Here is a 23,248-nt window from a genome sequence, read left to right on the forward strand (position 1 = left end):
GGCGGCTCCGGCATCTGGTCTGGGGATCAAGGAACTTGAGGAGCGCCGGGCCTGGGCCGCGGTGCCCTCCTGAGTCTTCGTGAACGGTATCACAAACGATTTGATGCACGCTTTACCATGACGGTGTGCGTCCGGTCACAATCCCGTGAAACTGCGCCGTTCAACGTCTCCATGATGGCATGGTTCGGCAGCTGCAGATTTTGCCGAATCTTGAAATTCCTGAAGTTTCAGGGCAATTGGCGGTCTTACCGTATCAATAGCCGCTTTATTGACCAAATGCGGTCAATAGGGCGCCAATCGGGCATCAGCCGTGCGGGTGCGGCTCCGACTCCGGCTGCGGCAGCTCCGACGAGGTCTCGCCGTCCGACAGCGACGTCACCGCCGTGGCCCCGGACGGGCGCCGGTAGTCGGCGACCGCCCCGTCCCGGGCATGGCGGCCGTGGTGCCGGCTCGCCCGGTAGCGCGGCGGCACGAAGCGCTCCATCCACCTCGGCACCCGCGGGCTCCACCGCGGCAGCAGCAGGATCCCCACGCCCACCGCGACCGCCGCGACCAGCACCAGCAGCACCTCGCGCTTGCCGCTGCGCACCGACAGCGCCACCGTCCCGAAGCACAGCACCGCCGACCAGAAGTACATGACCAGCACCGCTCGGGTCTCCGAGTGCCCCAACTCCAGCAGCCGGTGGTGCAGGTGCTTCTTGTCCGCCGAGAACGGCGAGCGCCCCGCGAGCGTCCGGCGCACCACCGCCATCACCATGTCGGCCAGCGGGATGGCCACCATCGCCAGCGGCAGGACCAGCGGAATGTAGAACGGCAGCAGCTTCAGGGTGGCGCTCGCGCCCGAGCCCGCCTGCGCCGCGATGTTGTCCGGGTCGACCTGGCCGGCCAGCGAGATGGACGGCGCCGAGAGCACCAGCCCGAGCAGCAGCGCGCCCGAGTCGCCCATGAAGATGCGCGCCGGCGTCATGTTGTGCGGCAGATAACCGAGGCACATCCCCACCAGCACCGCGCTGAAGAGCGCGGCCGGCGCGGCGGCCTCCAGGTTGTAGCCGTACCAGAGGCGGTAGGCGTAGACGAAGAACGCCAGCGCCGCGATGCACACCATCCCGGCCGCGAGCCCGTTCAACCCGTCCACGAAATTCACCGCGTTGACGGTCGCGACCACCAGGACCACGGTGAGCAGAGTGCCCTGAAACGACGTCAGCAGGACCGTGCCGACGCCCGGAATGGGCAGCCAGAGAATCTTGAATCCCTGAAGGACCATCACGCCGGCGGCGACCATCTGGCCGCCCAGCTTCACCAGGGCGTCCAGGTCCCATTTGTCGTCCATCACCCCGATCACCCAGACCACCGCGGCGCCGGAGAGCAGCGCGCGCACGTCAGAGGTGTCGGAGAAGATCTGCCCGATCTTGGTGAGGTGCTCGGCGACCAGCAGCCCGGCGCAGAGGCCGCCGAACATCGCGATCCCGCCGAGGCGCGGCGTCGGCTCCTTGTGGACGTCCCGCTCGCGGATGGCCGTCATGGCCCCGGCCGCGATGGCGAACTTGCGCACCGGCCCCGTGAGTACGTACGTGACCCCCGCCGTCACAAGAAGCGTCAGCAGATACTCACGCACGCCGGTTCACTCCCACTTGCCGTCTGGACTGCCGCCCTTCACCATACGGGGCGCTCGCCCCTCAGGTTCCACGGTCCGCGCGGAAACCCCCAAATGGGGACGCCCGCAGCCGGCGCGCGGTTCCCGGCCCCGCGCACGCGGAAACGTTACCCCCGAGCGTCGATCCCGGTAAGGACCGTCAACACCGGGTCAAGCGAGCGAAAAATCTCGTCCCCCACATGACGGAACACGGTGAGCGGCGCCCCGTACGGGTCGTCGATCTCGTCCGCCTCCGGCGTCGCCGCCAGCAGCCAGCCGCGCAGCGCCGCCGCGGCGCGCACCAGCGCGGTCGCCCGCACGCCCACCCCGGCCCCGGCCGGCGGCAGCGTCAGCGGGTCGATCGCCCCGACGAGCCGGGTGAACTCCTTGATGGTGAACGTCCGCAGGCCCGCCGAATACCCCATCGAGATCACCTGGGAGCGGTGGTCCCGGGTCGCGGCCAGCACCAGATCGGCCTCCGCGACGTGCTCCTCCACCAGCTCGCGGCCCGTGAAGCCGTCCGCGGGCGCCCCGTAGTCCTCCAGCACGGAGGCCGCGTTGGCCTCCATGCCGGCGCCCTCGTGGCCCCACGTCCCGGCCGACTCCACCTCCACACCGCACTCCGCGGCGTACCCCGGCCCGAGCCGGCGCGCCAGCTCATGGCGCGTCAGCCGCTCGGCCATCGGCCCGCGGCAGATGTTGCCGGTGCACACGAAGAGGATGCGGAACCGGTCGAGCCGGCCCTGCCCCGCGGGCAGCGCGGAACCCGACGCGACGCCCGCCGGGGCGGCGGCGTCCGAGACGCCGATCCCCAACGAGCCCGCGCCGGAGCGCCATCGCGAGCCGTACGGATTCACTGCTGGTCGTGCTCCAGGTCCGGGACCACCTCGCGCAGCGTCTCCGCCGTCAGCGCGCCCTCGCGCAGCAGCACCGCCCGCTCGCCCGTCACGTCCACGATCGTGGAGGCCGACGCCTCCAGCGGGCGCCCGCCGTCCAGGTAGACCGCCACCGCCTCGCCCAGCTGCTCCTGGGCGGCGTCGCAGCTCTCCGGGGCCGGCTGTCCGGAGCGGTTGCCGGCCGTGACGGCCATCGGGCCGGTCTCGTTGAGCAGCTCGATCGCCACCGGGTGCAGCGGCATCCGGACGGCCACCGTGCCGCGGGTGTCGCCCAGGTCCCAGCGCAGCGACGGCTGGTGGCGGGCCACCAGCGTCAGCGCGCCCGGCCAGAACGCGTCCACCAGGTCCCAACCCCACTCGGGCAGCTCGGCGATGATGCCGTGCAGCGTGTTGGGCGAGCCCACCAGCACGGGCGAGGGCATGCCGCGGCCGCGGCCCTTCGCCTCCATCATGTCGCCCACGGCGTCCGAGGAGAACGCGTCGGCGCCGATGCCGTAGACCGTGTCGGTCGGCAGCACGACCAGCTCGCCGCGCTTCACCGCGGACGCCGCCTCGCGCAGGCCCGTCTCCCGGTCCGCCGGGTCGGCGCAGTCATAACGACGACTCATGAAACGCATCCCTCCATCACGTTGACGCGCCCCGTCAGGGGCGCGAAGAACTGCGCGAGTGACCCACCGCGGACCCGGGGCGCGCCCCGGACCGCAAGAACCCCGAAGATCACGGCACCCTCTTCCGCGCCGTCGTGAAGCGGGCCCGCTGGTTGAGGTCCCGGTGGTCCGCCGCGTCCGTCCACCGCGCCTCTTCGCTGAAGATCCACGGCACCTGGCCGCCCTGCGTGTCCGCATGCTCCACCACCACCACGCCCCCGGGGCGCAGCATCCGGAACGCCGTCCGCTCCAGGCCGCGGATCAGGTCCAGCCCGTCCTGGCCCGAGAAGAGCGCCATCTCCGGATCGTGGTCCCGTGCCTCCGGCGCGACATGCTCCCACTCCTCCAGCGGGATGTAGGGCGGGTTGGTGACCACCAGGTCCACCTGCCCCGTCAGGTCCGGCAGCGCCGTCAGCGAGTCGCCGTGGTGCAGCGTGACGCGGCCCTCGGTGGCGTCCGCGTAGGCGTCGACGTTGCGCTGCGCCCAGCCCAGCGCCTCCTCCGACAGCTCCACCGCGTGCACCTGGCTGCGCGGCACCTCCTGCGCCAGCGCCAGCGCGATCGCGCCCGAGCCGGTGCACAGGTCGACGGCGAGCGGCTCGGCGACGTCCATCTCGTGGAGCGCGTCGATCGCCCACCCGGCGACCAGCTCCGTCTCCGGGCGCGGCACGAACACCCCGGGACCGACCCGCAGCTCCAGATAGCGGAAGAAGGCCCGGCCGGTGATGTGCTGCAGCGGCTCGCGCGCCGCGCGGCGCGCCACCGCCTCCCAGAAGCGGGCGTCGAAGTCGCCGTCCGAGACGGCGTGCAGCTGGGAGCGCTTCACCCCGTGGACGAAGGCGGCGAGCTCCTCGGCGTCGAAGCGGGGCGAGGGCACGCCGGCGTCGGCCAGCCGTCGGGTGGCCTGCGCCACCTCGGCGAGCAGCAGGTTCATAGCGTGTGCCCTCCCCCGGGTCAGTGGTTCTCGGCCTCGGCCAGGCGGGCCTCGGCGTCCTTGTCGACGCAGGCCTGCACGACGGCGTCGAGCTCGCCGTCCAGGACCTGGTCCAGGTTGTACGCCTTGAAGCCGACCCGGTGGTCGGAGATCCGGTTCTCCGGGAAGTTGTAGGTGCGGATGCGCTCCGAGCGGTCCACGGTGCGCACCTGGCTGCGGCGCACGTCCGAGGCGGCCGCGTCGGCCTCCTCCTGGGCGGCGGCCAGCAGCCGCGCCCGCAGGATGCGCAGCGCCTGCTCCTTGTTCTGCAGCTGGCTCTTCTCGTTCTGGCAGGAGACCACGATGCCGGACGGGAGGTGGGTGATGCGCACCGCGGAGTCGGTGGTGTTGACGGACTGCCCGCCGGGGCCGCTGGAGCGGTAGACGTCGATCCGCAGGTCGCCCGCGTTGATCTCGACGTCGACGTCCTCGGCCTCGGGCAGCACCAGCACGCCGGCGGCGGAGGTGTGCACCCGGCCCTGCGACTCGGTGACGGGGACGCGCTGCACCCGGTGGACGCCGCCCTCGTACTTCAGGCGGGCCCAGACGCCCTGGCCGGGCTCGGGGGTGCCGCGGTTCTTCACGGCCACCGAGACGTCCTTGTAGCCGCCCAGATCGGACGGGGTGGCGTCGATGACCTCGGTCTTCCAGCCGACCCGCTCGGCGTACCGCAGGTACATCCGCAGCAGGTCGCCGGCGAAGAGCGCGGACTCCTCGCCGCCCTCGCCGGCCTTGATCTCGAGGATGACGTCCTTGTCGTCGGCGGGGTCGCGCGGCACCAGCAGCAGGCGCAGCCGCTCGGCAAGCTCGTCGCGCTGCCGGCCGAGGGTGTCGACCTCGGCGGCGAACTCCGGGTCGTCGTGGGCGAGTTCCCTGGCGGTCTCGATGTCCTCCCCCGTCTGCCGCCACGCCTTGTAGGCGTCGACGATCGGGGTCAGCTCGGCGTAGCGCTTGGCGAGCCTGCGCGCGCCGGCCTGGTCGGCGTGGACCTCGGGGTCGGCGAGCTGCTTCTCCAGGACCCCCTGCTCGACGAGCAGGTCGGCCACCGCCTCGAACATGGGATTGCCGCCTTCGATGACGTAGATGCAGGAGTGGATCGGTGGTGGGGGAAAGGGGTGCTGCATCAAAGACGCCGGCCGGACGCGCCCCACCGCTGGGGTGGGAGCGCCCGGCCGGCGACGCGGCGCGCTACTTCTTGCGGCTGCCGGCGGCGTTCTTGCCGAAGCGCGCCTCGAAGCGCGCGACGCGGCCACCGGTGTCCAGGATCTTCTGCTTGCCCGTGTAGAACGGGTGGCAGTTGGAGCAGACCTCCGCGCGGATCACACCGCTCTCGTTGGTGCTGCGGGTGGTGAACTCGTTGCCGCAGGTGCAGGTGACCTGGGTGACGTAGTAGTTCGGGTGGATCTCGGACTTCACGGAGTTCTCCTCTTGGCTCAAGGGGGGCTCCGGGTCGCGCGGCGGATGCCGCTCGTGAACCGGGGCCGACGTACCAGTGTGCCAGCACGTCTCCCACTCGCCCAAACCGGCCCGGCGGGATCGTTATTCCGCCGTGCCCTTGACGGCCGGAACCGGCCGGTCGTGCTGGACCGCCGTCCACAGCCTGGTCATCTCCGAGTTGATCGGGATCACACGGTTGGGGTTCGACGGGTCGTACTGCACGGGCATCGTCACCGTCTTCAGACGGCTGCCGGTGAGGCCGGACATGCTGCGCGCGAAGGAGGTGAGGCTGCTCAGCGAGTCCAGCCCGCTGTCGGTGGTGACGGTCTTGGTGGCGGCGTCCGCCGTCCGGTAGAGCTTCGTCGGGCTGGTGAGCAGCGAGCTGCTCTCGACCTGCTTCATCAGCGACCGGATGAACAACTGCTGGAGCTTGATCCTTCCCAGGTCGCTGCCGTCGCCGACGCCGTGCCGGGTGCGCACCAGGCCCAGCGCCTGCTTGCCGTCCAGTTTGTGGACGCCCTTGGTGATGTGCAGGTGGCTGTCGTTGTCGTCGATGTCCTGGGGGATGTCGACGGTGACGCCGCCGAGGGCGTCCACCACCTTGGTGAAGCCCGCGAAGTCGATCTCCACGAAGTGGTCCATCCGGACGCCGGTGAGCTTCTCGACGGTCTTGACCGAGCAGGCGGGGCCGCCGGCCGAGTAGGCGGAGTTGAACATCACGCCGCTCGCCGCGGCCGTGGTGGAGCCGTTCGGGGCCGTGCAGGAGGGCCGGTCGACGAGGGTGTCCCGGGGGATGCTGATCAGGGTGCCGCTCTTCCGCCCCTTGGCCAGGTGCAGCACCATCGCCGTGTCGGAGCGCGCGGAGCCCTCGTCGCGGCCGTACGCGCCGTTCGCGCCGGAGCGCGAGTCGGAGCCGAGCACCAGGATGTTCTCGGCGCCGTTGTCGACCTTCTTCGGCCGGTCCTTGCCGAGCGCCTTGTCGATGTCGACGCCGTGCAGGTTGCCGTCCAGCTTGTAGTAGGCGAATCCGCCGGCGCCGCCCAGCACCACCAGGACGGCGCACACCACGAGGGCTATGCGGCGTCCCAGGCGCCTGGGACGGCCCGGTCCCCTCGCTCCCCCGCGCGTCTTCCGATGGCGTGCCATGCGCCTGCTTCCTTGATCGTCGGTACGAATCCGGCCAAGGGTAGGCGGTGCACGTCGGGCAGGCCTTCGTCACATAACAGGATCTTTAAGCCGGGCGGCCCGGCGGACATGCCGAAGGGCCCGGACCTCCGGTGGAGGTCCGGGCCCTCGGTCGGCCTGCGACGGTGCGTCAGTCGTTCGGCGCCGGCGTCGTCTTGGCGATCTGCATGAGGAACTCGGCGTTGCTCTTGGTCTGCTTCATCTTGTCCAGCAGCAGCTCGATCGCCTGCTGCTGGTCGAGGGCGTGCAGCACCCGGCGGAGCTTCCAGACGATGGAGAGCTCGTCCTGCCCCATGAGGATCTCCTCCTTGCGGGTGGACGACTGGTCGACGTCCACCGCCGGGAAGATCCGCTTGTCGGCGAGCTTCCGGTCGAGCTTGAGCTCCATGTTGCCGGTGCCCTTGAACTCCTCGAAGATCACCTCGTCCATCCGCGAGCCGGTCTCCACCAGCGCGGTGGCCAGGATGGTCAGCGAGCCGCCGTCCTCGATGTTCCGCGCGGCGCCGAAGAAGCGCTTGGGCGGGTAGAGGGCGGTGGAGTCGACACCACCGGAGAGGATGCGCCCGGAGGCCGGGGCCGCCAGGTTGTAGGCGCGGCCCAGGCGGGTGATGGAGTCGAGCAGCACCACCACGTCGTGGCCGAGCTCCACCAGCCGCTTGGCGCGCTCGATGGCGAGCTCGGCGACCGTGGTGTGGTCCTCCGCGGGCCGGTCGAAGGTCGAGGAGATGACCTCGCCCTTCACCGACCGCTGCATGTCGGTGACCTCTTCGGGACGCTCGTCGACGAGGACGACCATCAGGTGGCACTCGGGGTTGTTGTGCGTGATCGCGTTGGCGATGGCCTGCATGACCATCGTCTTGCCGGCCTTCGGCGGCGACACGATCAGACCGCGCTGCCCCTTGCCGATCGGCGACACCAGGTCGATGATCCGGGTCGTCAGGATGCCCGGCTCGCTCTCCAGGCGCAGGCGGTCCTGCGGGTACAGCGGGGTGAGCTTGTTGAACTCGGGGCGGCCCTTGCCGTGGTCCGGGTCCATGCCGTTGACGGAGTCCAGCCGCACCAGGGCGTTGAACTTCTCGCGGCGCTCGCCGTCGCGGGGCTGCCGCACCGCGCCGGTGATGTGGTCGCCCTTGCGGAGGCCGTTCTTGCGGACCTGGGCCAACGAGACGTAGACGTCGTTGGGGCCGTGCAGGTAGCCGGACGTCCGGACGAACGCGTAGTTGTCGAGGATGTCCAGGATGCCCGCGACGGGGATCAGCACGTCGTCGTCGGAGATGACCGGCTCGTTGGGGCTGCCGCCCTCGAAGCCGTCGCGCCCGCGGCGGCGGTTGCGGTCCCGGTAGCGGCGGCCGCGGCGGCCGCCGAACTCGTCGTCGTCCTGGTTGCCCTGGTTCTGGCGGTTGCCGCCGCCCTGGCCCTGCTGGTTCTGGCCCTGCTGCTGGTTGCCGCCGCGGTCCCGGTCGCGGTCGCGGTTGCGGTCGCGCCGGCTGCGGCGGCCCTCGCCCTGCTTGGCGCCCTGGCCGCCCTTGTCCTGCTGGCCCTGCTTCTGGCCGTTCTGGGCGTCGCCGCCCTTGTCCGACCGGTCGCGGCCGGCCCGCTCGCCCTTGTCCGCCCGCTCCTGGACGGCGACGGAGCCCGCGCCGTTCTGCGCGGCGTCCGCGACGTCCCCGGCGGCGCGCTCGGTGTCCACCGGGCGGCGGCGCGACGAGCCGGCCTTGCCCTCCTTGGACTCCTGGTTGTTCTGCCCCGGAATGTCGATCTGGGTCTGCGCGGCGGACTCGGCGGCCGGCTCGGCGGCGGCCTTGGCCCGGCTGCGGCGCGCGGTGGCCGTCGACGACGCCGCGGCGTCGCCGCCCTCCGCCTTCTCGGCCTTGCCGGCCTTCGCCTCCTTGGCGGCACCGCCCTTGGCGCCGGACGCGGCCTTCTCCGCCGTCCCCGACGGAGTGTCACCGCCCTGCTTCTCCTTGATCGCCTCAATCAGCTGGCTCTTGCGCATCCGCGCAGTGCCGGTGATGCCGAGACCGGAAGCGATCTGCTGCAGCTCGGCGAGGACCAAGCCGTTCAGGCCCGTCCCGCGACGGCGCTTGGGAGCTGCTGCGACGGGGCTCTCCGCGGACGTGGCGGCCTCCGGGCCCACGCCCATCAGATCGGTGGTGTCGCTCACGAAGGGTCCTTCCCTGGAGCGGACGTCGGCCTTCTTGGCTCGGCGACCGATTGTGCTGTCCGGCATTGACCGCGGCATGGCGCGGGCCGGGACTGGTGGTCCGCCTGGACCCGGTGCGGCCAGGCGGGTGATAGCAACGGCAGGATGCGTGTCCGGACGGATCGGCAGGGACTTAAGGGATCAATGCCGACGTTCGGCTGCGAGGTACCAGCTCCGAGACACCCCAGACAGGCTGCCTGAGCGCGTTTTGGAGGGAGGCTCCCGGATCCGGACCGTGAAGACGGGGCCCGGGACGCCGGCACCGCGCCCTGCTGGGCGCCCGGTGCACACCCGAGGTTAACACTAGTGGCCTTGTGGAGACATTCCCCCGTTCCGCGTCGGATCATTCTCTGGCGTGCCGCCCCCGGCTCTATTGGGTCAGCGGCAGGACGCCCGCGCCGCCGGTGTCGAGCGCCAGTCGGTGGGCGGACCACCCCGGTCCGGCCTCCTCCGCGTACTTCAGCACGGAGTCCACAGTGGGGCCGGGGCTTTCCTCGCCGCCGTCGACGAGCGCCAGCACAGTGGGGCCCGCGCCGGAGACGGTAGCCGGTACGCCGTCGGCGCGCAGCGCATCGACGAGATCGAGTGTCGCGGGCATCGCGGGCGCGCGGTAGACCTGGTGCAGCCGATCCTCGGTGGCGGTCAGCAGCAGTTCCGGACGGTGCGTCAGAGCCTCGACGAGCAGGGCGGATCGGGCCGCGTTGGCGGCCGCGTCGACATGCGGAACGGTGTCCGGAATCAGCCCACGGGCCGTCTCCGTGGACAGCTGCGCCTCGGTGGGCACGAACACCACCGGGACGATGCGCGCGTCGGGCTCCATGCGCACCGCGCGGGCCCGGCCGTCGTCCTCCGTCCAGGCGACGGTGAACCCGCCGAGCAGACAGGCCGCGACGTTGTCGGGGTGGCCCTCCAGCTCGGTCGCGAGGGCGACCAGCGCGGCGTCGTCGAGCCGCTCGGGGCCGCCGATGGTGACGGCGCGGGCGGCGGTGATGCCGGCGCAGATGGCGGCCGAGGAGGAGCCCAGGCCGGCGCTGTGCGGGATGCGGTTGGCGCACACCACCTCCAGCCCGCGGGGCTGGCCGCCGAGGATGTCGAAGGTGGCGCGCATGGCGCGCACCAGCAGGTGGCCCTCGTCGCGGGGCAGGGTGTCGGCGCCCACCCCGGCGATGTCGACCCCCAGCCCGGCGTCGGCGACGCGGACCACGACGTCGTCGTAGAGGCCCAGTGCCAGGCCGCAGGCGTCGTAGCCGGGGCCGAGGTTGGCGCTGGTCGCCGGGGTGCGGACGCGCACCGCTGCGGCGCGGAAGGCGGGACCGGCCATGTGGAGGGGACAACTCCTCAGGGATCGTTCAGGGGGAGCGTGATCGAAGCGCTGCGGTTGAAACGAAGCGTAGCGAAGCCGCGTTCCCGTTCCCAGTGCCGCCCCACCCGCCCGCGCGCCCCGCGCACCAGGGCGGGTGGGGTGCCGGGGCGGAGGGGCGGCGAACCCCGCACCGCGTCAGCCGGTCCGCCGGTCCGCCGGTCAGCCGAGGCCCAACCGCTCGGCGGCCGCGTCGGCGTCCACCGGAACCGTGACCGGCTGCGGCGCTCCGGCCACCGCCCAGTCCGGATCCTTCAGCCCGTTCCCGGTCACCGTCACCACCACCGTCTGCCCGGCCGCCAACCGGCCGTCCTCCGCCGCCGCCAGCAGCCCCGCGACCCCCGCCGCCGACGCCGGCTCCACGAACACCCCCTCCTGCGCCGCCAACAGCCGGTACGCCGAGAGGATCTGGCGGTCCGTCACCAGGTCGATGACCCCGCCGGAGGCGTCCCGCGCCTCCACCGCCGACCCCCACGACGCCGGGTTGCCGATCCGGATCGCCGTGGCGATCGTCTGCGGCTGCTCCACCACCGCGCCGCGCACGATCGGCGCCGCCCCGCTCGCCTGGAACCCCCACATCCGCGGCTTGCGCGAGGCCACCCCGTCGGCCGCGTACTCGGCGTACCCCTTCCAGTACGCGGTGATGTTGCCCGCGTTGCCCACCGGCAGCACATGCACGTCCGGCGCGTCCCCGAGCGCGTCCACCACCTCGAACGCCGCCGTCTTCTGCCCCTCGATGCGCGCCGGGTTCACCGAGTTGACCAGCGCCACCGGGTACTTCTCCGCCAACCCGCGGGCCAGCTGAAGGCAGTTGTCGAAGTTGCCGTCCACCTGGAGGATCCGCGCGCCGTGCACCAGCGCCTGGCCCATCTTGCCGAGCGCGATCTTCCCCTGCGGCACCAGCACCGCGCAGACCATCCCGGCCCGCACCGCGTACGCCGCCGCCGACGCGGAGGTGTTCCCCGTCGAGGCGCAGATCACCGCCTGCGCCCCCGCAGCCTTCGCCCGGGAGATGGCCATCGTCATCCCGCGGTCCTTGAACGACCCCGTCGGGTTCGCGCCCTCGACCTTGAGGTGGACCTCGCAGCCCGTCCGCTCCGACAGCACCCGCGCCCGCACCAGCGGGGTGCCGCCCTCGCCCAGGCTCACCACGGGCGCGCCCGCGTCCACCGGCAGCCGGTCCCGGTACTCCTCGATGACCCCGCGCCACTGCTTGCTGCTCATCGCCGTTGCTTCCCTGATCTGCTCATGTGGATCCTGCGCGTCACTCGACGCGCATCAGGCTGGCGACGCCCCGCACGGACGTCAGCCGGCGCAGCGCCTCGACGGTCGCGGACAGGGCCGCGTCCGTCGCGCGGTGGGTCACCACGACGAGCGACGCCTCGCCGTCGTGGCCGCGCTGGTTGACCGTGTCCACCGAGACCCCGTGCTCGGCGAAGACGGTCGCCACCTGGGCCAGCACACCCGCCCTGTCCTCCACGTCGAGGCTGACGTAGTAGCGGGTGGTGACCGAGCCCATCGGGCTCACCGGCAGCTCGGTGTAGGCCGACTCGCCGGGCCCGCGGCCCCCGTTGACCAGGTTGCGGCAGACCGCGACGAGGTCGCCCAGCACCGCGGAGGCGGTGGGCGCGCCGCCCGCGCCGGGGCCGTAGAACATCAGCCGTCCGGCGGCGTCGGCCTCCACGAAGACCGCGTTGTAGGCCTCCCGGACGCCGCCAAGCGGATGGCTGCGCGGGATCATCGCGGGGTGCACGCGGGCGGTGACGGACTCGCCGTCGGCCGAGCGCTCGCAGATGGCGAGCAGCTTGACCACGCAGCCCATCTTCTTCGCCCCGGCGATGTCCGCGGCGGAGACCTCGGTGATGCCCTCGCGGTACACCTCGTCGGCGGTCACCCGGGTGTGGAAGGCGATGCCGGCGAGGATGGCGGCCTTGGCGGCCGCGTCGAAGCCCTCGATGTCGGCCGTCGGGTCGGCCTCGGCGTAGCCCAGGGCCGTCGCCTCGTCCAGCGCCTCCTGGAAGCCGGCGCCGGTGGAGTCCATCCGGTCGAGGATGAAGTTGGTGGTGCCGTTCATGATGCCCAGCACCCGGTTGACCTTGTCGCCGGCGAGCGACTCGCGCATCGGGCGGATCAGCGGGATGGCACCGGCGACGGCCGCCTCGTAGTAGAGGTCGGCGCCGGCCTTGGCGGCGGCCGCGTGCAGGGTGGCGCCGTCCGCGGCGAGCAGCGCCTTGTTGGCGGTGACCACCGAGGCGCCGGCCTCGAAGGCCTTCAGGATGAGCGTGCGGGACGGCTCGATGCCGCCGATCACCTCGATGACGACGTCGATGTCGGGGCGGGCGGCGAGCTCCTCGGCGTCCGTGGTGAGCAGCTCGGGGGCGATGCCCGGACGGGGCCGGCCGGGGCGCCGCACCGCCACGCCGGCGAGCTCGACGGGGGCGCCGATGCGCTGCGCGAGGTCGTCCCGTTGCGTCGTCATGATGCGCGCGACCTCGGAGCCCACGGTTCCACAGCCCAGCAGCGCCACCTTCAGCGGACGCGTACGCATCATCCGACCTCGCATCTGATCGCGACGGTATCTTCGGCTGCCCAGTCTCGCGGACCGGACGCGGAAATCTGCGCCCGGTCCACGATCTGAGATGTGTTTTCCCCTACCCGACGTCGAGCCGGAGGAGATCTTCCTCCGTCTCCCGGCGGACCAGGACGCGCGCCTGCCCGTCCTTGACCGCGACCACCGGCGGGCGCGGCACCTGGTTGTAGTTGCTCGCCATGGAGCGGCAGTAGGCGCCGGTGGCCGGCACGGCGAGCAGATCGCCGGGGGCCAGGTCGGAGGGGAGGAAGGCGTCGCGCACCACGATGTCGCCGGACTCGCAGTGCTTGCCGACGACGCGGGCGAGCATCGGCTCGGCCGCCGAGGCGCGGCCCGCGAGCACCACGCTGTAGTCGGCGTCGTAGAGCGCCGTGCGGATGTTGTCGGACATGCCGCCGTCGACGCTGACGTAGGTGCGGATGCCGTCCAGCTGCTTGACGGTGCCGACCTCGTAGAGGGTGAAGGCGGTCGGGCCGACGATCGCCCGGCCGGGCTCCACCGACAGCCGCGGTACGGCGAGGTTCGCCGCCTCGCACTCCCGGCCGACGATCTCGGCGAGCGCCTTGGCGATCTCGTGCGGCTCGCGGGGGTCGTCCTCGGGCGTGTAGGCGATGCCGAGGCCGCCGCCGAGGTCGATCTCGGGCAGCTCGACGCCGTGCTCGTCGCGGATGTCGGCGAGCAGGCCGACGACCCGGCGGGCGGAGACCTCGAAGCCGGACATGTCGAAGATCTGCGAGCCGATGTGGCTGTGCACGCCGATCAGCTCCAGCGACTCCGGGTGCTTGAGGACGGCGCGCACCGCCTCGGCGGCGTCCCCGCCGGTGAGCGAGAACCCGAACTTCTGGTCCTCGTGGGCGGTGGCGATGAACTCGTGGGTGTGGGCCTCGACGCCGACCGTGGCGCGGATCTGCACCTTCTGCCGCACCCCGTGCTCGGCGGCGATCCCGGCGAGCCGCTCGATCTCCTGGAAGGAGTCGACGACGATCCGGCCGACACCGGAGGTGACGGCCTTGGCCAGCTCGGCACGCGACTTGTTGTTGCCGTGCATGGCGATCCGCGCCGCCGGCATGCCGCCGGAGAGCGCGGTGGCCAGCTCGCCGCCGGAGCAGACGTCGAGGTTGAGGCCCTCCTCGGTGAGCCAGCGGACGACCGCGCGGCACAGGAAGGCCTTGCCGGCGTAGAAGACGTCGGCGCCGGGGCCGAAGGCGGTGCGCCAGGCGCGGCAGCGGGCCCGGAAGTCCTCCTCGTCGAGGAGGTAGGCGGGGGTGCCGTACTCGTCGGCGAGGGTGCGGACGTCCAGCCCGCCGACGGCGAGGGCGCCGTCCGCGGTGCGGGTGGCGGTGCGCGACCAGACGCGGGCGTCGAGCGCGTTGAGGTCCGCGGGCGGGGTGGTGGCGTGCGCCTCGGGAAGGACGTCGCCGTGGCGGGGCCCGGCGGGGTGGGCGGAGCGGCTCAACTCGGTTCTCCAAAGCTTTCCGGGCAGGCCCGGGGACGCGGGGCGCGCACGCCGCTGTGCGCGCCTCGTCCGTCTCCCTCTGTGGGCCTTGAACTCTGAGCGCTACATGCGCTCGGGGGCAGAGACGCCCAGGAGGGCCAGACCGTTGGCGATGACGGTGCGCGTCGCCTCGGCCAGCCACAAACGGGCGCGGTTGAGGTCGGTCGGCTCCTCATCGCCCATCGGCAGGATCCGGCAGCTGTCGTAGAACCGGTGGTACGTACCGGCCAGCTGCTCCAGGTAGCGCGCGACGCGGTGCGGCTCGCGCAGCTCGGCGGCGGTGGCGAGGATCCGGGGGAACTCGCCGAGCGCGCCGAGCAGGTCGGACTCCTGCGGGGCGGTGAGGAGCCCGGGTTTGAAGTCCTCGGCCGCGCCCTTGTCGAAGCCGCGGTCGGCGGCCTGCCGCAGCACCCCGCACATCCGGGTGTGCGCGTACTGCACGTAGTACACGGGGTTGTCGTTCGAGGTGCTGGTGAGCACGTCGATGTCGAGGGTGAGCGTGGAGTCGGTGTTGGAGCGGGCCAGGCTGTAGCGGGCCGCGTCCACGCCGATCCAGTCGATCACGTCGTCGATGGTGATGATGTTGCCGGCCCGCTTGGAGAGCCGGACCTCCTGGCCGTCGCGGAGCATCTTCACGAACTGGCCGATGAGGATCTCGATGTTGCGGTTCGGGTCGTCGCCGGCGGCCGCGGCGATCGCGCGGAGCCGGTTGACGTAGCCGTGGTGGTCGGCGCCGAGCATGTAGACGGCGACCTCGCTGCCGCGGTCCCGCTTGTCGAGGTAGTAGGCCGCGTCGGAGGCGAAGTAGGTGGTCTCGCCGTCCGCCTTGATCAGGACGCGGTCCTTGTCGTCGGTGAAGTCCGTCGTCCGCAGCCACACCGCCCCGTCCTTCTCGAAGACGTGGCCCTGCTCGCGCAGCCGGTCGACGGCCTTGCCGACGGCGCCCGAGTCGTGCAGCGACTTCTCGGAGAACCAGACGTCGTAGTGGACGCCGAACTCGTCCATGGAGCGCTGGATCTCGGCGACCATCAGCTCCAGGCCGCGCTCCTTGAAGCGGGCCAGCTGCTCGTCGTCGGGGAGCTCGAGGACGCCCGGCTCCTCGTCGGTGATCTTCTTGGCGATGTCGCCGATGTAGTCGCCGACGTAGCCGTCCTCGGGCACCGGCCGGCCGTTCGCGGCGGCCTGGAGCGAGGCGCCGAACTTGGTGATCTGCACCCCGGCGTCGTTGATGTAGTACTCGGTGGTGACGTCGGCGCCGCAGGCCTTGAGGATCCGGGCGAGCGAGTCGCCGACGGCGGCCCAGCGGACGCCGCCGATGTGGATCGGGCCGGTGGGGTTGGCCGAGACGAACTCCAGGTTGATCCGGAGCCCCTCGTGCGTGTCGTTGGTGCCGTAGGCGGCCCCGAGCTCCACGATCTTCAGCGCGAGCTCGCCCTGGGAGGCGGCGTCCAGGGTGATGTTGAGGAAGCCCGGCCCGGCGATGTCGACCTTCGCGACACCCGGCGCGGCGGCGAGGCGCTCCGCGATCACCTGCGCGACCTCGCGCGGCGGCCTGCCGGCCGGCTTGGCGAGGCGGAGCGCGACGTTGGTGGCGTAGTCGCCGTGGACCTTGTTCTTCGGTCGCTCCACCGTGACCTCGTCGGGCACGGGCGCGGAGAAGTCGCCGGCCTCGACGGAGTCGCGGACGGCGGTGAGGACGGCCTGGGAGAGCTCTGCGGGTGTCACGGTGCAAGGGTAGGGGAGAAAACGCCGTCGCCCGGAATCGGGGCCCGCGCGGCACTGCGCAGCGTCCGCACCAGGCGCACCAGAGCGGCGGGGTCGAACGGCTTCGCCAGCCATCCGTCGACCGGGGCCCGCGTGTCGCCGCCGGCGGTGATCAGCGCCAGCGGGATGCCGCGGGTGCGCGGGTCGGCGCGCAGCGCCTCGGCGGTGGCCGCGCCGCCCAGCCGCGGCATCTCCGCATCCAGCGTGACCACGTGCGGACGCACCCGGTGGACCACCTCCAGGCACTCCGCCCCGTCGCGCGCGGTGGCCACCCGGAACCCGTCCAGCTCCAGGTTGACGCGGATCAGATCCCGCGCCGCGGGATCGTCGTCCACGACGAGCACCCACCCGCTCCCGTCGCCGCGCCGCTCGTCCACCACCCTCCGAGCGTAGGCGCCCCGATGCCGGTCTGTACCGGATTCTCCGACTTCCCCCCGATCCCCGCGCCGCCGCCCGCGGCCCCGCCCGCGCCGCCGATAACCCGTTCACGACCACACCCGCGGGGATGCTAATGTTCTGTCCGTCGCCACAAGCGACCCCCGCCCCCGTAGCTCAGGGGATAGAGCAACGGCCTCCGGAGCCGTGTGCGTAGGTTCGAATCCTACCGGGGGCACTCCTGAGGGAGTGTCATCAAGCCCCGTGACCAGTCGTTCTGACGGTCGCGGGGTTTTTCGTTGTGCGCTTGGCGGCAGCCGGGCGCTGCCGCATGCACCTTAAGGTCACTGATCACGTCATGCCGGCGCAATGATCTTGGAGACGACTTCCGCAGCTCAGGAAGTACTTCCGTTAGGCGCCCTGTAGCTTCAGCTCACCGTGCTAGCCAACCCACACGCTGTAGACGGCGCGGACCGCGTGATGCAGGGCGGGGATCCCGGTCCACTGCTCGCGGTAGCTCATTCCCGTCGGGAGACTGTCCGGCGCGTTGTCCGACGTGCCCGTATCGCCGCCGACGACGTGACCGGCCGAGTCGTAGAGCACGACCTGCTGCGTGACACCTCCATCGACCTCACGGCTGATGTCGTTCGTGACCTTGGCCGTCAGGTCGTAGGAGTACGGGGCGTTGGTGTTCGTGTCCTCACTCCCCAAGGCCAGCGTGATCTCACTGGTTCTGAGCATCGGCATTTCGACGGCACCAGCCTGACCGAAAGCGTTGTGCGCCTCACTCACGTCGATCTTGACAGGCGTACCGGTGAGGTTCGTATCTGATGGTGGTCCTCCCAGGTAGCCGAAGTAGTCGAAGTTGCTCTGCCCGGGGACGTTCGGGAGGGTTACCTGACTTGAGCCGACGATGGCGCGGGAGGCATCCAGTGCCCGGACATTCAGCGCGACGGAAGCCAGCGTCGGCGCGCGATTGTCGACCCTGGCGACATACCAGACCTGCGCATCACCGAACGACTTGCCGACGTGGCTCCACACGAGTCGAACGGTCGCATGCGCAGCCTTGGGGGCCTGGGACGGTCGGCTGCTGGTGGTGCTGGCTCCGCTCTTCCCGCTCGCCTTGTGATTGGCGTTGTCAGAACAGCCACACAGCCCTAACGCGACAAGAAGCAGCGTGAATGCCAGGACAGAGGCCCGCTTCATCGAAACCACCCCTCTCCGCCACCTTTTAGCGCATCTTCAAGGGCGACTCAATTCGGTCGGCACAGTACCCCTGGTCACGGTGCTGGTCACGGGACCAAACGGTCCAGCCGTGGTTCCCGCTCGCTACTCGATCTCCGCGCATCCCCACCGAGTGCCGGAACTCCATCGGACACCAAAGGGACCCAGCGTCAGCCGGGGCCCTTTGTCTGGTCTACGTGATGCGTCAGCCTCCCGTTTCCACCTCAATCTCCATGTCCTGCGTCTCCTCGCCGAGGCCGCGCTCGATCCGCTTGTTCATCTCGTCTTCCTGGCCGTCGATGCACTTGGCGTAGATCATCAGCAGCACGTCTACCGAGTGACCCGCGCGCCGACGAGGAGTTCGACCAGCCTGTCCGCCGCGTCGGCCGAGACCATGCCGAGGCGGACCATGCCGTCCCCGTGGACGCTGACGTCCGCCTTGAGCCCGGCGAAGTCCGCGGCCAGGCCGGCGGCGTCGAGCTGGACGGCGAGCATCTTCGTCGCCCTGTCGGCATGGCCCCAGCCGCGGACGTAGGAGACCCCGTCCTCCAGGATCTCGACACTCGGGGCGCAAACGGTCCGCTCGGCGTAGGCGCGCATGGTCTTCCCCGTCTCGCTCTCTTGATCAGTCGTTGTCGGTGGGGGTCGACTCGCCGGAGACCTCTCCGACGCTCAGCCCGAGTTGAAGGAGGGAGGCGATCCGCTCCCCCGCCTCCGGAGTGGTCCTGCCGACCTCCACGATCCCGTGGCCGAAGGCGTTCAGGTCGGCGCGCAGGAACGGGAAGTCGTCCGCCAGACCCGCGGCGATCAGCGCGTCCCGGAGGTGGGCCGTCGAGTCCCGGGCCGCGTACCACTGGTCCGAGCTGATCGGAGACCAGGCCGCCGCGTCATCGGTGCAGGCGTTGAGGTCGCGCCTCACGACGACTCACCGGTCCCAGGCATCGGACCGAGGTAGGGCTCGCCGGTCTCGTACGAGTAGTAGACGGTCTCGCCCTCGCCCAGGCCGCCGACCTTCGCCGCGTTGGCGTACATCTCGCCGTACTGGTCGACCGCCGCCGACCACTGGATCGAGCGGGTCGCCCACGCGATCGCCACGGTACCGGGCTGACAGTCGCGCGTCGCACCTACGGCCAGGTCCTCCGGATCGCCTCCGCGCCGATGGCGTACAGGGCAGGGCCGCCCTGGGTGACAGCGGCGATGATCTCGGTTTCGGCACGGACGATGCGGCGGACCATCTCGTCGATCTTCAGCTGCTGGTTGTCGAGGTAGAACAGCACTCCACCGTGGCGCTCGATCGGGGCGCGCTCGTGGTCACGGCCGCGGATCCGGCCGTCCTTGCACAGGGGGACCCAGCCGCGGGCCAGGCCGTGATGAAGCCAGACCTCGTCGCTGATCTCCTGGGCGTCGTTGGGGAACTCCTCGGCGATCAGGTGAAGGGTCCAGCCGCGCTCGCGAAGGCGGGCGGGCGTGGAGCGTCCGAGGTTGCGGTCGACGAAGAATTCAAGCTGCGGCTGGGGCATGCTGGCAGACGGCCTCGACCTGGTCTCGCGTGAGGCCGTACTCCTCTGCCACCGTCTCCAGCGACTCTCCCGCCCGCCACATGCCGACGATCGCGTCGACCTGGACCCTGTTCTGCTCCACCACCGGGCTGCCCCAGCCGAACCGCGGATCGATGATCACCGGTGCGACGTCCGGGTACTGACGCAGCCTCAGCCGATCCGGGAACTGGTCGCCGGCGGGCCAGTGGACGTAACGCAGATAGTCCTCGATGACCTCGCGGAAGGGCTGCTGACGGTCATGGACCCGGACCAGCTCGCCGCCCTGGATCTCCGTGAAGATATCGACGCCGTCGGTGGCGATGCGTTGCGTGGCCAGCCCGTACGGGGTGCCGAACTCCTCGCGGACGGCGGTGGCGGCTTCACGGATCTTCGGAAGCGGCAGACCCAGTTCGCGCAGGGAGCGGATGACGTAGCTCTCGACGACGGCCACAAAGGGCAGAGCAGGGCCGCCCCGGTGGAGGGGCGGCACGCTGTGGACGAGGGGGGCGCCGGCGGCGCACTCCCCCGTCCAGCGGGACAGCGTGCGACTTGGGATCTCCAGGTGCCGGGCGGCCTCCTGGATCCCCATCAGCGGGTCGTTCAACCGGTCAACCATCCAGCACCTCCCTCGGAGCGTCCTCACCAGGCCATACGGTATGACCCTACCCGGACAACGACCCGCTGCCCCGCCGGTTGCGGGCCTCGTCGGGAATGCCGGATGTCGACCGTTCGGGTGAGCGTCACCGTAGCGGCGGGATCGTGGAGGGATGTGGAGAGTGCCTGGCCGGGGGCAATCCTGAGGGAGTGTCATCAAGCATCGTGACCAGTCAATATGACGGTCGCGGGGCTTTGTCGTGCGCGAGGGCGCAGGCGATTCAAAAGGGGCGCACCGCCGAGGAAGGCGCGGTAGGCCTCGGCGGCGTCCGGCTCGATGTCCGGGGCCGTGGGGCCGTAGCGGGTGTCCGTGCGGTCGCGCTTCGGGCCGGAGAGCCAGAACTCCTCGTCCGTCTCGACGTCGTAGAAGTTCGCGTCGTACATCCCGCCGGCCCGGCGCAGGGTCCGCCCGTGAAAGTACGCGGTGGCCCAGGTCCTCGAGAAGTCGACCCACCCGATCCAGGAGGGCCCGCGGTCGATGTCGTAACCCGTCTTCAACTGCACGAACATGATCCGTCGAGGCATAGCCCCAGGTTCGCAGCGCGCCGCGGTGACCGCACCCGGATTCTTCCCTTGCCGCCGGGTGGCCCGGGTGGCCGGCGTCACGCCCGGATGAGCTCATCGGCGTGGGCGGCCTCGTTCTCGCGGACTCGGCCGGGGCCGGCGGTGCGGAGTCGCCAGCCGGTGCCGGCGGCGAGCGCGGAGTCGATGCGGGTGCGGACCTCCGCCTCGTCGGCGGGGTCGGCGGCGAAGAGGATGCGGAGGCGGACGTCGGCGCCGTCGCCGGTGCCGGTGCGTTCGGCGGCGGTGTGGTGGGGAGCGAGCGGGCACGGCGGCGGGTGCTCCCAATGCCCGCAGAGCGCGGTGGTGATGGCCGCGCCGGGTGCGCGCTGGTCACCGTCCGGCTCCATGGCCACCAGCGCGTCATGGGCGAATGCTTGTCGCATGGGTGCAGTGTCCCGTCAGGCCGTCGGTGCGCGGAAGGGGTCGGCGGCCGCCTGGACGGTGCGGCGCAGCGCGTCGGGGACGGCGGCGCCCGGCAGGTCGTCGATCTGCTCGCGGAGGATGTCGGCGTGGCCGGCGTGCCGGGCGGTCTCGGCGACCATCAGGACGAGGATGCCGCCCAGGGTGGTGCCGCGATGGCCCGCGTCCCAGTGCGCGACGCTGCCGGGGCTGTCCAGGTCGAGGGCGGCGACGGTCGCGTCGGCGTGCGTGCAGGCGGCGCGGTAGGTGGCGGCGATGTGCTCGGTGGACTCGTCCGGGGTCGCCCACATGTCGATCTCGGTGGACAGGTCGCCCCGGAACCACGTCGGCGATGCGTAGCGGTCGCGCCCGAAGGTGTTCCCGAGGTAGCCGTACTCCAGCCCGGCGAGATGCTTGACCAGCCCGAGCAGGTTGGTCCCGCTGGCGGTGAGCGGCCGCCGCCGGTCGTACTCCGACAGCCCGTCGAGCGTGGCGAGCATCGCCGCCCGCGCGGTGCGCAGCGCGGTGAGCAGTTCTGCCTTGAGATCGAGGTCGGCCATGGGGACGGACCCTAGGCGCGCGGTACGACATCGTCGGTCTCGCGGTCATCGCTGCGGGCCGGCCCCGCGGCCGGGGTGGGAGGGTGGGGGCGTGTTCCTCGATTTCGCGCCGTGGCCGCTGAGTTGGGACGAGGTCGATCCCGCGCGGCATCCGTTCGACGCGGCGTCGGCGGCCGAGACGGTGCGGGGGCTGGGGCCGGCGCGGCGGGTGACGCGATCGGCGGAGATCTGCGACGCGGGGGCGCTCTGGGCCGACGCCATGTCGCACGCGCTCGTCGAGCGGTACGGGCGATGGGCGGCGGGGTGGCGGTGGTCGCACGACGAGGGGGACTTCGACGGCGGGCCGGTGGGCGGTTGGTGCTGCCCGCGGCACTCGATCACCGGGCCGAAGGAGACGCTCGACCGTGTCGCCGCCGCGCTGTGCGAGTGGCGGGCGTGGCTGGAGAGCCTGGCCGGATGGTTCGAGCGCTACCCGCTGGAGCCGAGCGCTGTCGAGGAGCAGCGGATCCTGTGGGAGCGGGCGGCGCGGAACCTGATCCTCCAGGTGGTCGACCGCACCGGCTGCGGCAGCGGGTGGCACCGGCACTGCCGGCAGGTCCTCACCTGGTTCCTGGCCCGCTGGGGCGTCCCGGACGAACCGGCGGAGGCGCTCGTCGAGGAGGCGGTCGGCGGACGCTTCGGCAGCTGGACCGGGCCGGGGCCGGTGCTCGTCGACGACGTCGCGGAGCGGCTCGCGAGGTCGCTGCGGCCGGGCGGGTTCGGGCGTCCGGAGGGGCCGGTGACGGACCATCTGGAACGGTGGCTGGCGCTGCGCGGCGCGGTGCCGTGGGAGGCGGGCGCGGACGGACCCGCGCCGGCGGCGCGGGACGGCGCAGCCGAGGACGTCCGCGCGTTCGACGCGGCGATCGACCCCGCCCGCGCCGAAGGGCTGCTCGCCGCGCTGGAGTCGGCGCGGGCGGACGCGGCGCGCGGCGCCGTCCTCGACTTCGCGCTGCTCGCCGGGTGGCAGCGGCATGTCCTGGGCACCGTGCAGCCGCCGCCGTTCCGGACGGCGCCAGCGTTCGCCAAGGGCGGCCGCGAGCGGTACGGGCTCCGCCCCGGCATCCGCGCCCGCCTCGACGCCTGCCTCGCCGAGAGTGCGCCGGGCGCCGGGCGGCCGCTGGCGCTGTCGGTCCGCGCCGCACGCGCCTGCCTCGACGTCTGCTTCTTCCACCCCTTCGACGACGGCAACGCCCGCGCGGCATTCCTCGCCCTGGTCTTCGTCCTCGCCCGCGAGGACGCCGCGCCGGGCACCGCCACTCCGCTCCGCCGCGTCTCCTGGCACGCGGACGCCCCGCAGGACGCGGTGGCCCTCGCCCGGTGCGTGACTGTCGCAATCGGTCACCCCCGCAAGGATTGAGCGATCGCTTGAGACCGGGGCCGGTCGTCGGCTACGAGGGGACGTTCACCGCCTCGTACGCGGACCTCCGCCGCGCCGGGGTGCGGCCCGGGCTGCGGCCGGCCCGCGAGGAGGCCCGGGCGTGAGCCCCGAGAAGGCGGCGGGTTCGGGACCGCGGCGCTTCCCCGCTACGGGTCGGCACAGGACGCGTAACCGCCCGTCAGCCGGCGTCCGGCGCGCGCCACACCAGGGTGTAGCGCCAGAAGAGGCGGCGGCGCAGGCGGGCGCCGGGGAGGACGGTGCGGGCGCGGTGGGCGATGGCCGGGAAGGGCATGGTCGGGGGGCGGGTGCGGGCGGTCATGGAGGTGGGGCG

25 protein-coding genes, 1 tRNA gene and 1 pseudogene are annotated in these 23,248 nt (G+C 71.8%); 2 read left to right on the top strand and 25 right to left on the bottom strand.

Going from position 1 to position 23,248, the window contains the following annotated elements:
* Positions 1-304 precede the first annotated feature (304 nt).
* The 14 genes from BIV57_RS14520 to BIV57_RS14585 form a co-directional block, all read right to left on the bottom strand.
* The gene (locus BIV57_RS14520) at positions 305-1,615 is read right to left on the bottom strand and encodes an MraY family glycosyltransferase (RefSeq protein ID WP_071657219.1); all 1,311 of its coding nucleotides are present in this window, start codon (positions 1,613-1,615) and stop codon (positions 305-307) included.
* A 146-nt stretch (positions 1,616-1,761) separates the two neighbouring features.
* Complete coding sequence (locus BIV57_RS14525) at positions 1,762-2,391, bottom strand: arsenate reductase/protein-tyrosine-phosphatase family protein (protein ID WP_071657243.1); 630 nt, start codon at positions 2,389-2,391, stop codon at positions 1,762-1,764.
* A gap of 95 nt (positions 2,392-2,486) precedes the next feature.
* Positions 2,487-3,137, bottom strand: coding sequence for an L-threonylcarbamoyladenylate synthase (locus BIV57_RS14530; RefSeq protein ID WP_071657220.1), 651 nt, complete (start codon positions 3,135-3,137; stop codon positions 2,487-2,489).
* 109 nt (positions 3,138-3,246) lie between these two features.
* Positions 3,247-4,110 (bottom strand): peptide chain release factor N(5)-glutamine methyltransferase, encoded by an 864-nt coding sequence (prmC, locus tag BIV57_RS14535; protein ID WP_071657221.1) that lies wholly within the window; start codon positions 4,108-4,110, stop codon positions 3,247-3,249.
* Positions 4,111-4,130: 20 nt separating this feature from the next.
* Complete coding sequence (gene prfA, locus BIV57_RS14540) at positions 4,131-5,207, bottom strand: peptide chain release factor 1 (RefSeq protein WP_071657222.1); 1,077 nt, start codon at positions 5,205-5,207, stop codon at positions 4,131-4,133.
* A gap of 130 nt (positions 5,208-5,337) precedes the next feature.
* Positions 5,338-5,565 carry a 50S ribosomal protein L31 gene (gene rpmE / locus BIV57_RS14545; protein WP_071657223.1) on the bottom strand — a complete coding sequence of 76 codons (228 nt, stop codon included), beginning with the start codon at positions 5,563-5,565 and terminating at the stop codon, positions 5,338-5,340.
* 123 nt (positions 5,566-5,688) lie between these two features.
* Positions 5,689-6,732: an LCP family protein gene (locus BIV57_RS14550; RefSeq protein ID WP_071657224.1), complete on the bottom strand. Its 1,044-nt coding sequence runs from the start codon at positions 6,730-6,732 to the stop codon at positions 5,689-5,691.
* A 169-nt stretch (positions 6,733-6,901) separates the two neighbouring features.
* A complete protein-coding gene (gene rho / locus BIV57_RS14555; RefSeq protein ID WP_071657225.1) occupies positions 6,902-8,935 on the bottom strand; it encodes a transcription termination factor Rho in 2,034 nt (677 codons plus the stop codon).
* A gap of 409 nt (positions 8,936-9,344) precedes the next feature.
* Positions 9,345-10,295, bottom strand: a complete 951-nt coding sequence (gene thrB, locus BIV57_RS14560; RefSeq protein ID WP_071657226.1) for a homoserine kinase — start codon at positions 10,293-10,295, stop codon at positions 9,345-9,347.
* 201 nt (positions 10,296-10,496) lie between these two features.
* Positions 10,497-11,558, bottom strand: coding sequence for a threonine synthase (gene thrC / locus BIV57_RS14565; RefSeq protein WP_071657227.1), 1,062 nt, complete (start codon positions 11,556-11,558; stop codon positions 10,497-10,499).
* Positions 11,559-11,598: 40 nt separating this feature from the next.
* Positions 11,599-12,885 (bottom strand): homoserine dehydrogenase, encoded by a 1,287-nt coding sequence (locus tag BIV57_RS14570; protein WP_071657228.1) that lies wholly within the window; start codon positions 12,883-12,885, stop codon positions 11,599-11,601.
* 100 nt (positions 12,886-12,985) lie between these two features.
* Positions 12,986-14,380: a diaminopimelate decarboxylase gene (lysA, locus tag BIV57_RS14575; protein WP_071657229.1), complete on the bottom strand. Its 1,395-nt coding sequence runs from the start codon at positions 14,378-14,380 to the stop codon at positions 12,986-12,988.
* 102 nt (positions 14,381-14,482) lie between these two features.
* Complete coding sequence (gene argS, locus BIV57_RS14580; protein ID WP_071657230.1) at positions 14,483-16,144, bottom strand: arginine--tRNA ligase; 1,662 nt, start codon at positions 16,142-16,144, stop codon at positions 14,483-14,485.
* Complete coding sequence (locus BIV57_RS14585) at positions 16,141-16,563, bottom strand: response regulator (protein ID WP_107409569.1); 423 nt, start codon at positions 16,561-16,563, stop codon at positions 16,141-16,143. The genes argS and BIV57_RS14585 overlap by 4 nt, the downstream gene beginning before the upstream one ends.
* Before the next feature lie 161 nt (positions 16,564-16,724).
* Between BIV57_RS14585 and BIV57_RS14590 the strand changes: the two genes are divergently transcribed.
* A tRNA-Arg gene (locus BIV57_RS14590) sits at positions 16,725-16,796 on the top strand.
* A 203-nt stretch (positions 16,797-16,999) separates the two neighbouring features.
* Here the strand turns inward: BIV57_RS14590 and BIV57_RS14595 are convergent.
* From BIV57_RS14595 to BIV57_RS14635, 10 genes are all read right to left on the bottom strand, one after another.
* A complete protein-coding gene (locus BIV57_RS14595; RefSeq protein ID WP_139275671.1) occupies positions 17,000-17,773 on the bottom strand; it encodes a hypothetical protein in 774 nt (257 codons plus the stop codon).
* Between the two features lie 214 nt (positions 17,774-17,987).
* Complete coding sequence (locus BIV57_RS26445; RefSeq protein WP_265736996.1) at positions 17,988-18,110, bottom strand: hypothetical protein; 123 nt, start codon at positions 18,108-18,110, stop codon at positions 17,988-17,990.
* A gap of 2 nt (positions 18,111-18,112) precedes the next feature.
* The gene (locus BIV57_RS14600; protein ID WP_175548760.1) at positions 18,113-18,382 is read right to left on the bottom strand and encodes a hypothetical protein; all 270 of its coding nucleotides are present in this window, start codon (positions 18,380-18,382) and stop codon (positions 18,113-18,115) included.
* Between the two features lie 25 nt (positions 18,383-18,407).
* Positions 18,408-18,701 carry a hypothetical protein gene (locus BIV57_RS14605; protein WP_071657234.1) on the bottom strand — a complete coding sequence of 98 codons (294 nt, stop codon included), beginning with the start codon at positions 18,699-18,701 and terminating at the stop codon, positions 18,408-18,410.
* Positions 18,698-18,877, bottom strand: coding sequence for a hypothetical protein (locus BIV57_RS14610; protein ID WP_071657235.1), 180 nt, complete (start codon positions 18,875-18,877; stop codon positions 18,698-18,700). The genes BIV57_RS14605 and BIV57_RS14610 overlap by 4 nt, the downstream gene beginning before the upstream one ends.
* A gap of 29 nt (positions 18,878-18,906) precedes the next feature.
* Positions 18,907-19,302: a PIN-like domain-containing protein gene (locus BIV57_RS14615; protein WP_071657236.1), complete on the bottom strand. Its 396-nt coding sequence runs from the start codon at positions 19,300-19,302 to the stop codon at positions 18,907-18,909.
* Entirely contained in the window at positions 19,283-19,936 is a 654-nt protein-coding gene (locus tag BIV57_RS14620) for a DUF433 domain-containing protein (protein WP_071657237.1), read from the bottom strand. The genes BIV57_RS14615 and BIV57_RS14620 overlap by 20 nt, the downstream gene beginning before the upstream one ends.
* A gap of 194 nt (positions 19,937-20,130) precedes the next feature.
* A complete protein-coding gene (locus BIV57_RS14625) occupies positions 20,131-20,499 on the bottom strand; it encodes a hypothetical protein (protein ID WP_071657238.1) in 369 nt (122 codons plus the stop codon).
* Positions 20,500-20,576: 77 nt separating this feature from the next.
* Positions 20,577-20,921 (bottom strand): hypothetical protein, encoded by a 345-nt coding sequence (locus BIV57_RS14630; RefSeq protein ID WP_071657239.1) that lies wholly within the window; start codon positions 20,919-20,921, stop codon positions 20,577-20,579.
* Positions 20,922-20,936: 15 nt separating this feature from the next.
* Positions 20,937-21,497 (bottom strand): DinB family protein, encoded by a 561-nt coding sequence (locus BIV57_RS14635; RefSeq protein WP_071657240.1) that lies wholly within the window; start codon positions 21,495-21,497, stop codon positions 20,937-20,939.
* Positions 21,498-21,588: 91 nt separating this feature from the next.
* On the opposite strand from BIV57_RS14635, the gene BIV57_RS14640 reads away from it, so the two are divergent.
* Positions 21,589-22,896 (top strand): Fic family protein, encoded by a 1,308-nt coding sequence (locus BIV57_RS14640; RefSeq protein WP_071657241.1) that lies wholly within the window; start codon positions 21,589-21,591, stop codon positions 22,894-22,896.
* A 199-nt stretch (positions 22,897-23,095) separates the two neighbouring features.
* Here the strand turns inward: BIV57_RS14640 and BIV57_RS26085 are convergent.
* Positions 23,096-23,248: pseudogene (locus tag BIV57_RS26085) on the bottom strand (SAM-dependent methyltransferase); the annotation flags it as partial.

Source organism: Mangrovactinospora gilvigrisea (assembly GCF_001879105.1).
GTDB lineage: Bacteria > Actinomycetota > Actinomycetes > Streptomycetales > Streptomycetaceae > Mangrovactinospora > Mangrovactinospora gilvigrisea.

Excerpts from the sequence above, each read along its gene's own strand:
- BIV57_RS14570 (WP_071657228.1), bottom strand. The coding sequence starts at position 12,885 with ATGATGCGTACGCGTCCGCTGAAGGTGGCGCTGCTGGGCTGTGGAACC.
- thrB (WP_071657226.1), bottom strand. The coding sequence starts at position 10,295 with ATGGCCGGTCCCGCCTTCCGCGCCGCAGCGGTGCGCGTCCGCACCCCG.
- BIV57_RS14630 (WP_071657239.1), bottom strand. The coding sequence starts at position 20,921 with ATGCGACAAGCATTCGCCCATGACGCGCTGGTGGCCATGGAGCCGGAC.
- BIV57_RS14625 (WP_071657238.1), bottom strand. The coding sequence starts at position 20,499 with ATGCCTCGACGGATCATGTTCGTGCAGTTGAAGACGGGTTACGACATC.
- BIV57_RS14550 (WP_071657224.1), bottom strand. The coding sequence starts at position 6,732 with ATGGCACGCCATCGGAAGACGCGCGGGGGAGCGAGGGGACCGGGCCGT.
- BIV57_RS14530 (WP_071657220.1), bottom strand. The coding sequence starts at position 3,137 with ATGAGTCGTCGTTATGACTGCGCCGACCCGGCGGACCGGGAGACGGGC.
- BIV57_RS14635 (WP_071657240.1), bottom strand. The coding sequence starts at position 21,497 with ATGGCCGACCTCGATCTCAAGGCAGAACTGCTCACCGCGCTGCGCACC.
- prmC (WP_071657221.1), bottom strand. The coding sequence starts at position 4,110 with ATGAACCTGCTGCTCGCCGAGGTGGCGCAGGCCACCCGACGGCTGGCC.
- BIV57_RS14600 (WP_175548760.1), bottom strand. The coding sequence starts at position 18,382 with ATGCGCGCCTACGCCGAGCGGACCGTTTGCGCCCCGAGTGTCGAGATC.
- BIV57_RS14620 (WP_071657237.1), bottom strand. The coding sequence starts at position 19,936 with ATGGTTGACCGGTTGAACGACCCGCTGATGGGGATCCAGGAGGCCGCC.
- BIV57_RS14615 (WP_071657236.1), bottom strand. The coding sequence starts at position 19,302 with ATGCCCCAGCCGCAGCTTGAATTCTTCGTCGACCGCAACCTCGGACGC.
- prfA (WP_071657222.1), bottom strand. The coding sequence starts at position 5,207 with ATGTTCGAGGCGGTGGCCGACCTGCTCGTCGAGCAGGGGGTCCTGGAG.
- thrC (WP_071657227.1), bottom strand. The coding sequence starts at position 11,558 with ATGAGCAGCAAGCAGTGGCGCGGGGTCATCGAGGAGTACCGGGACCGG.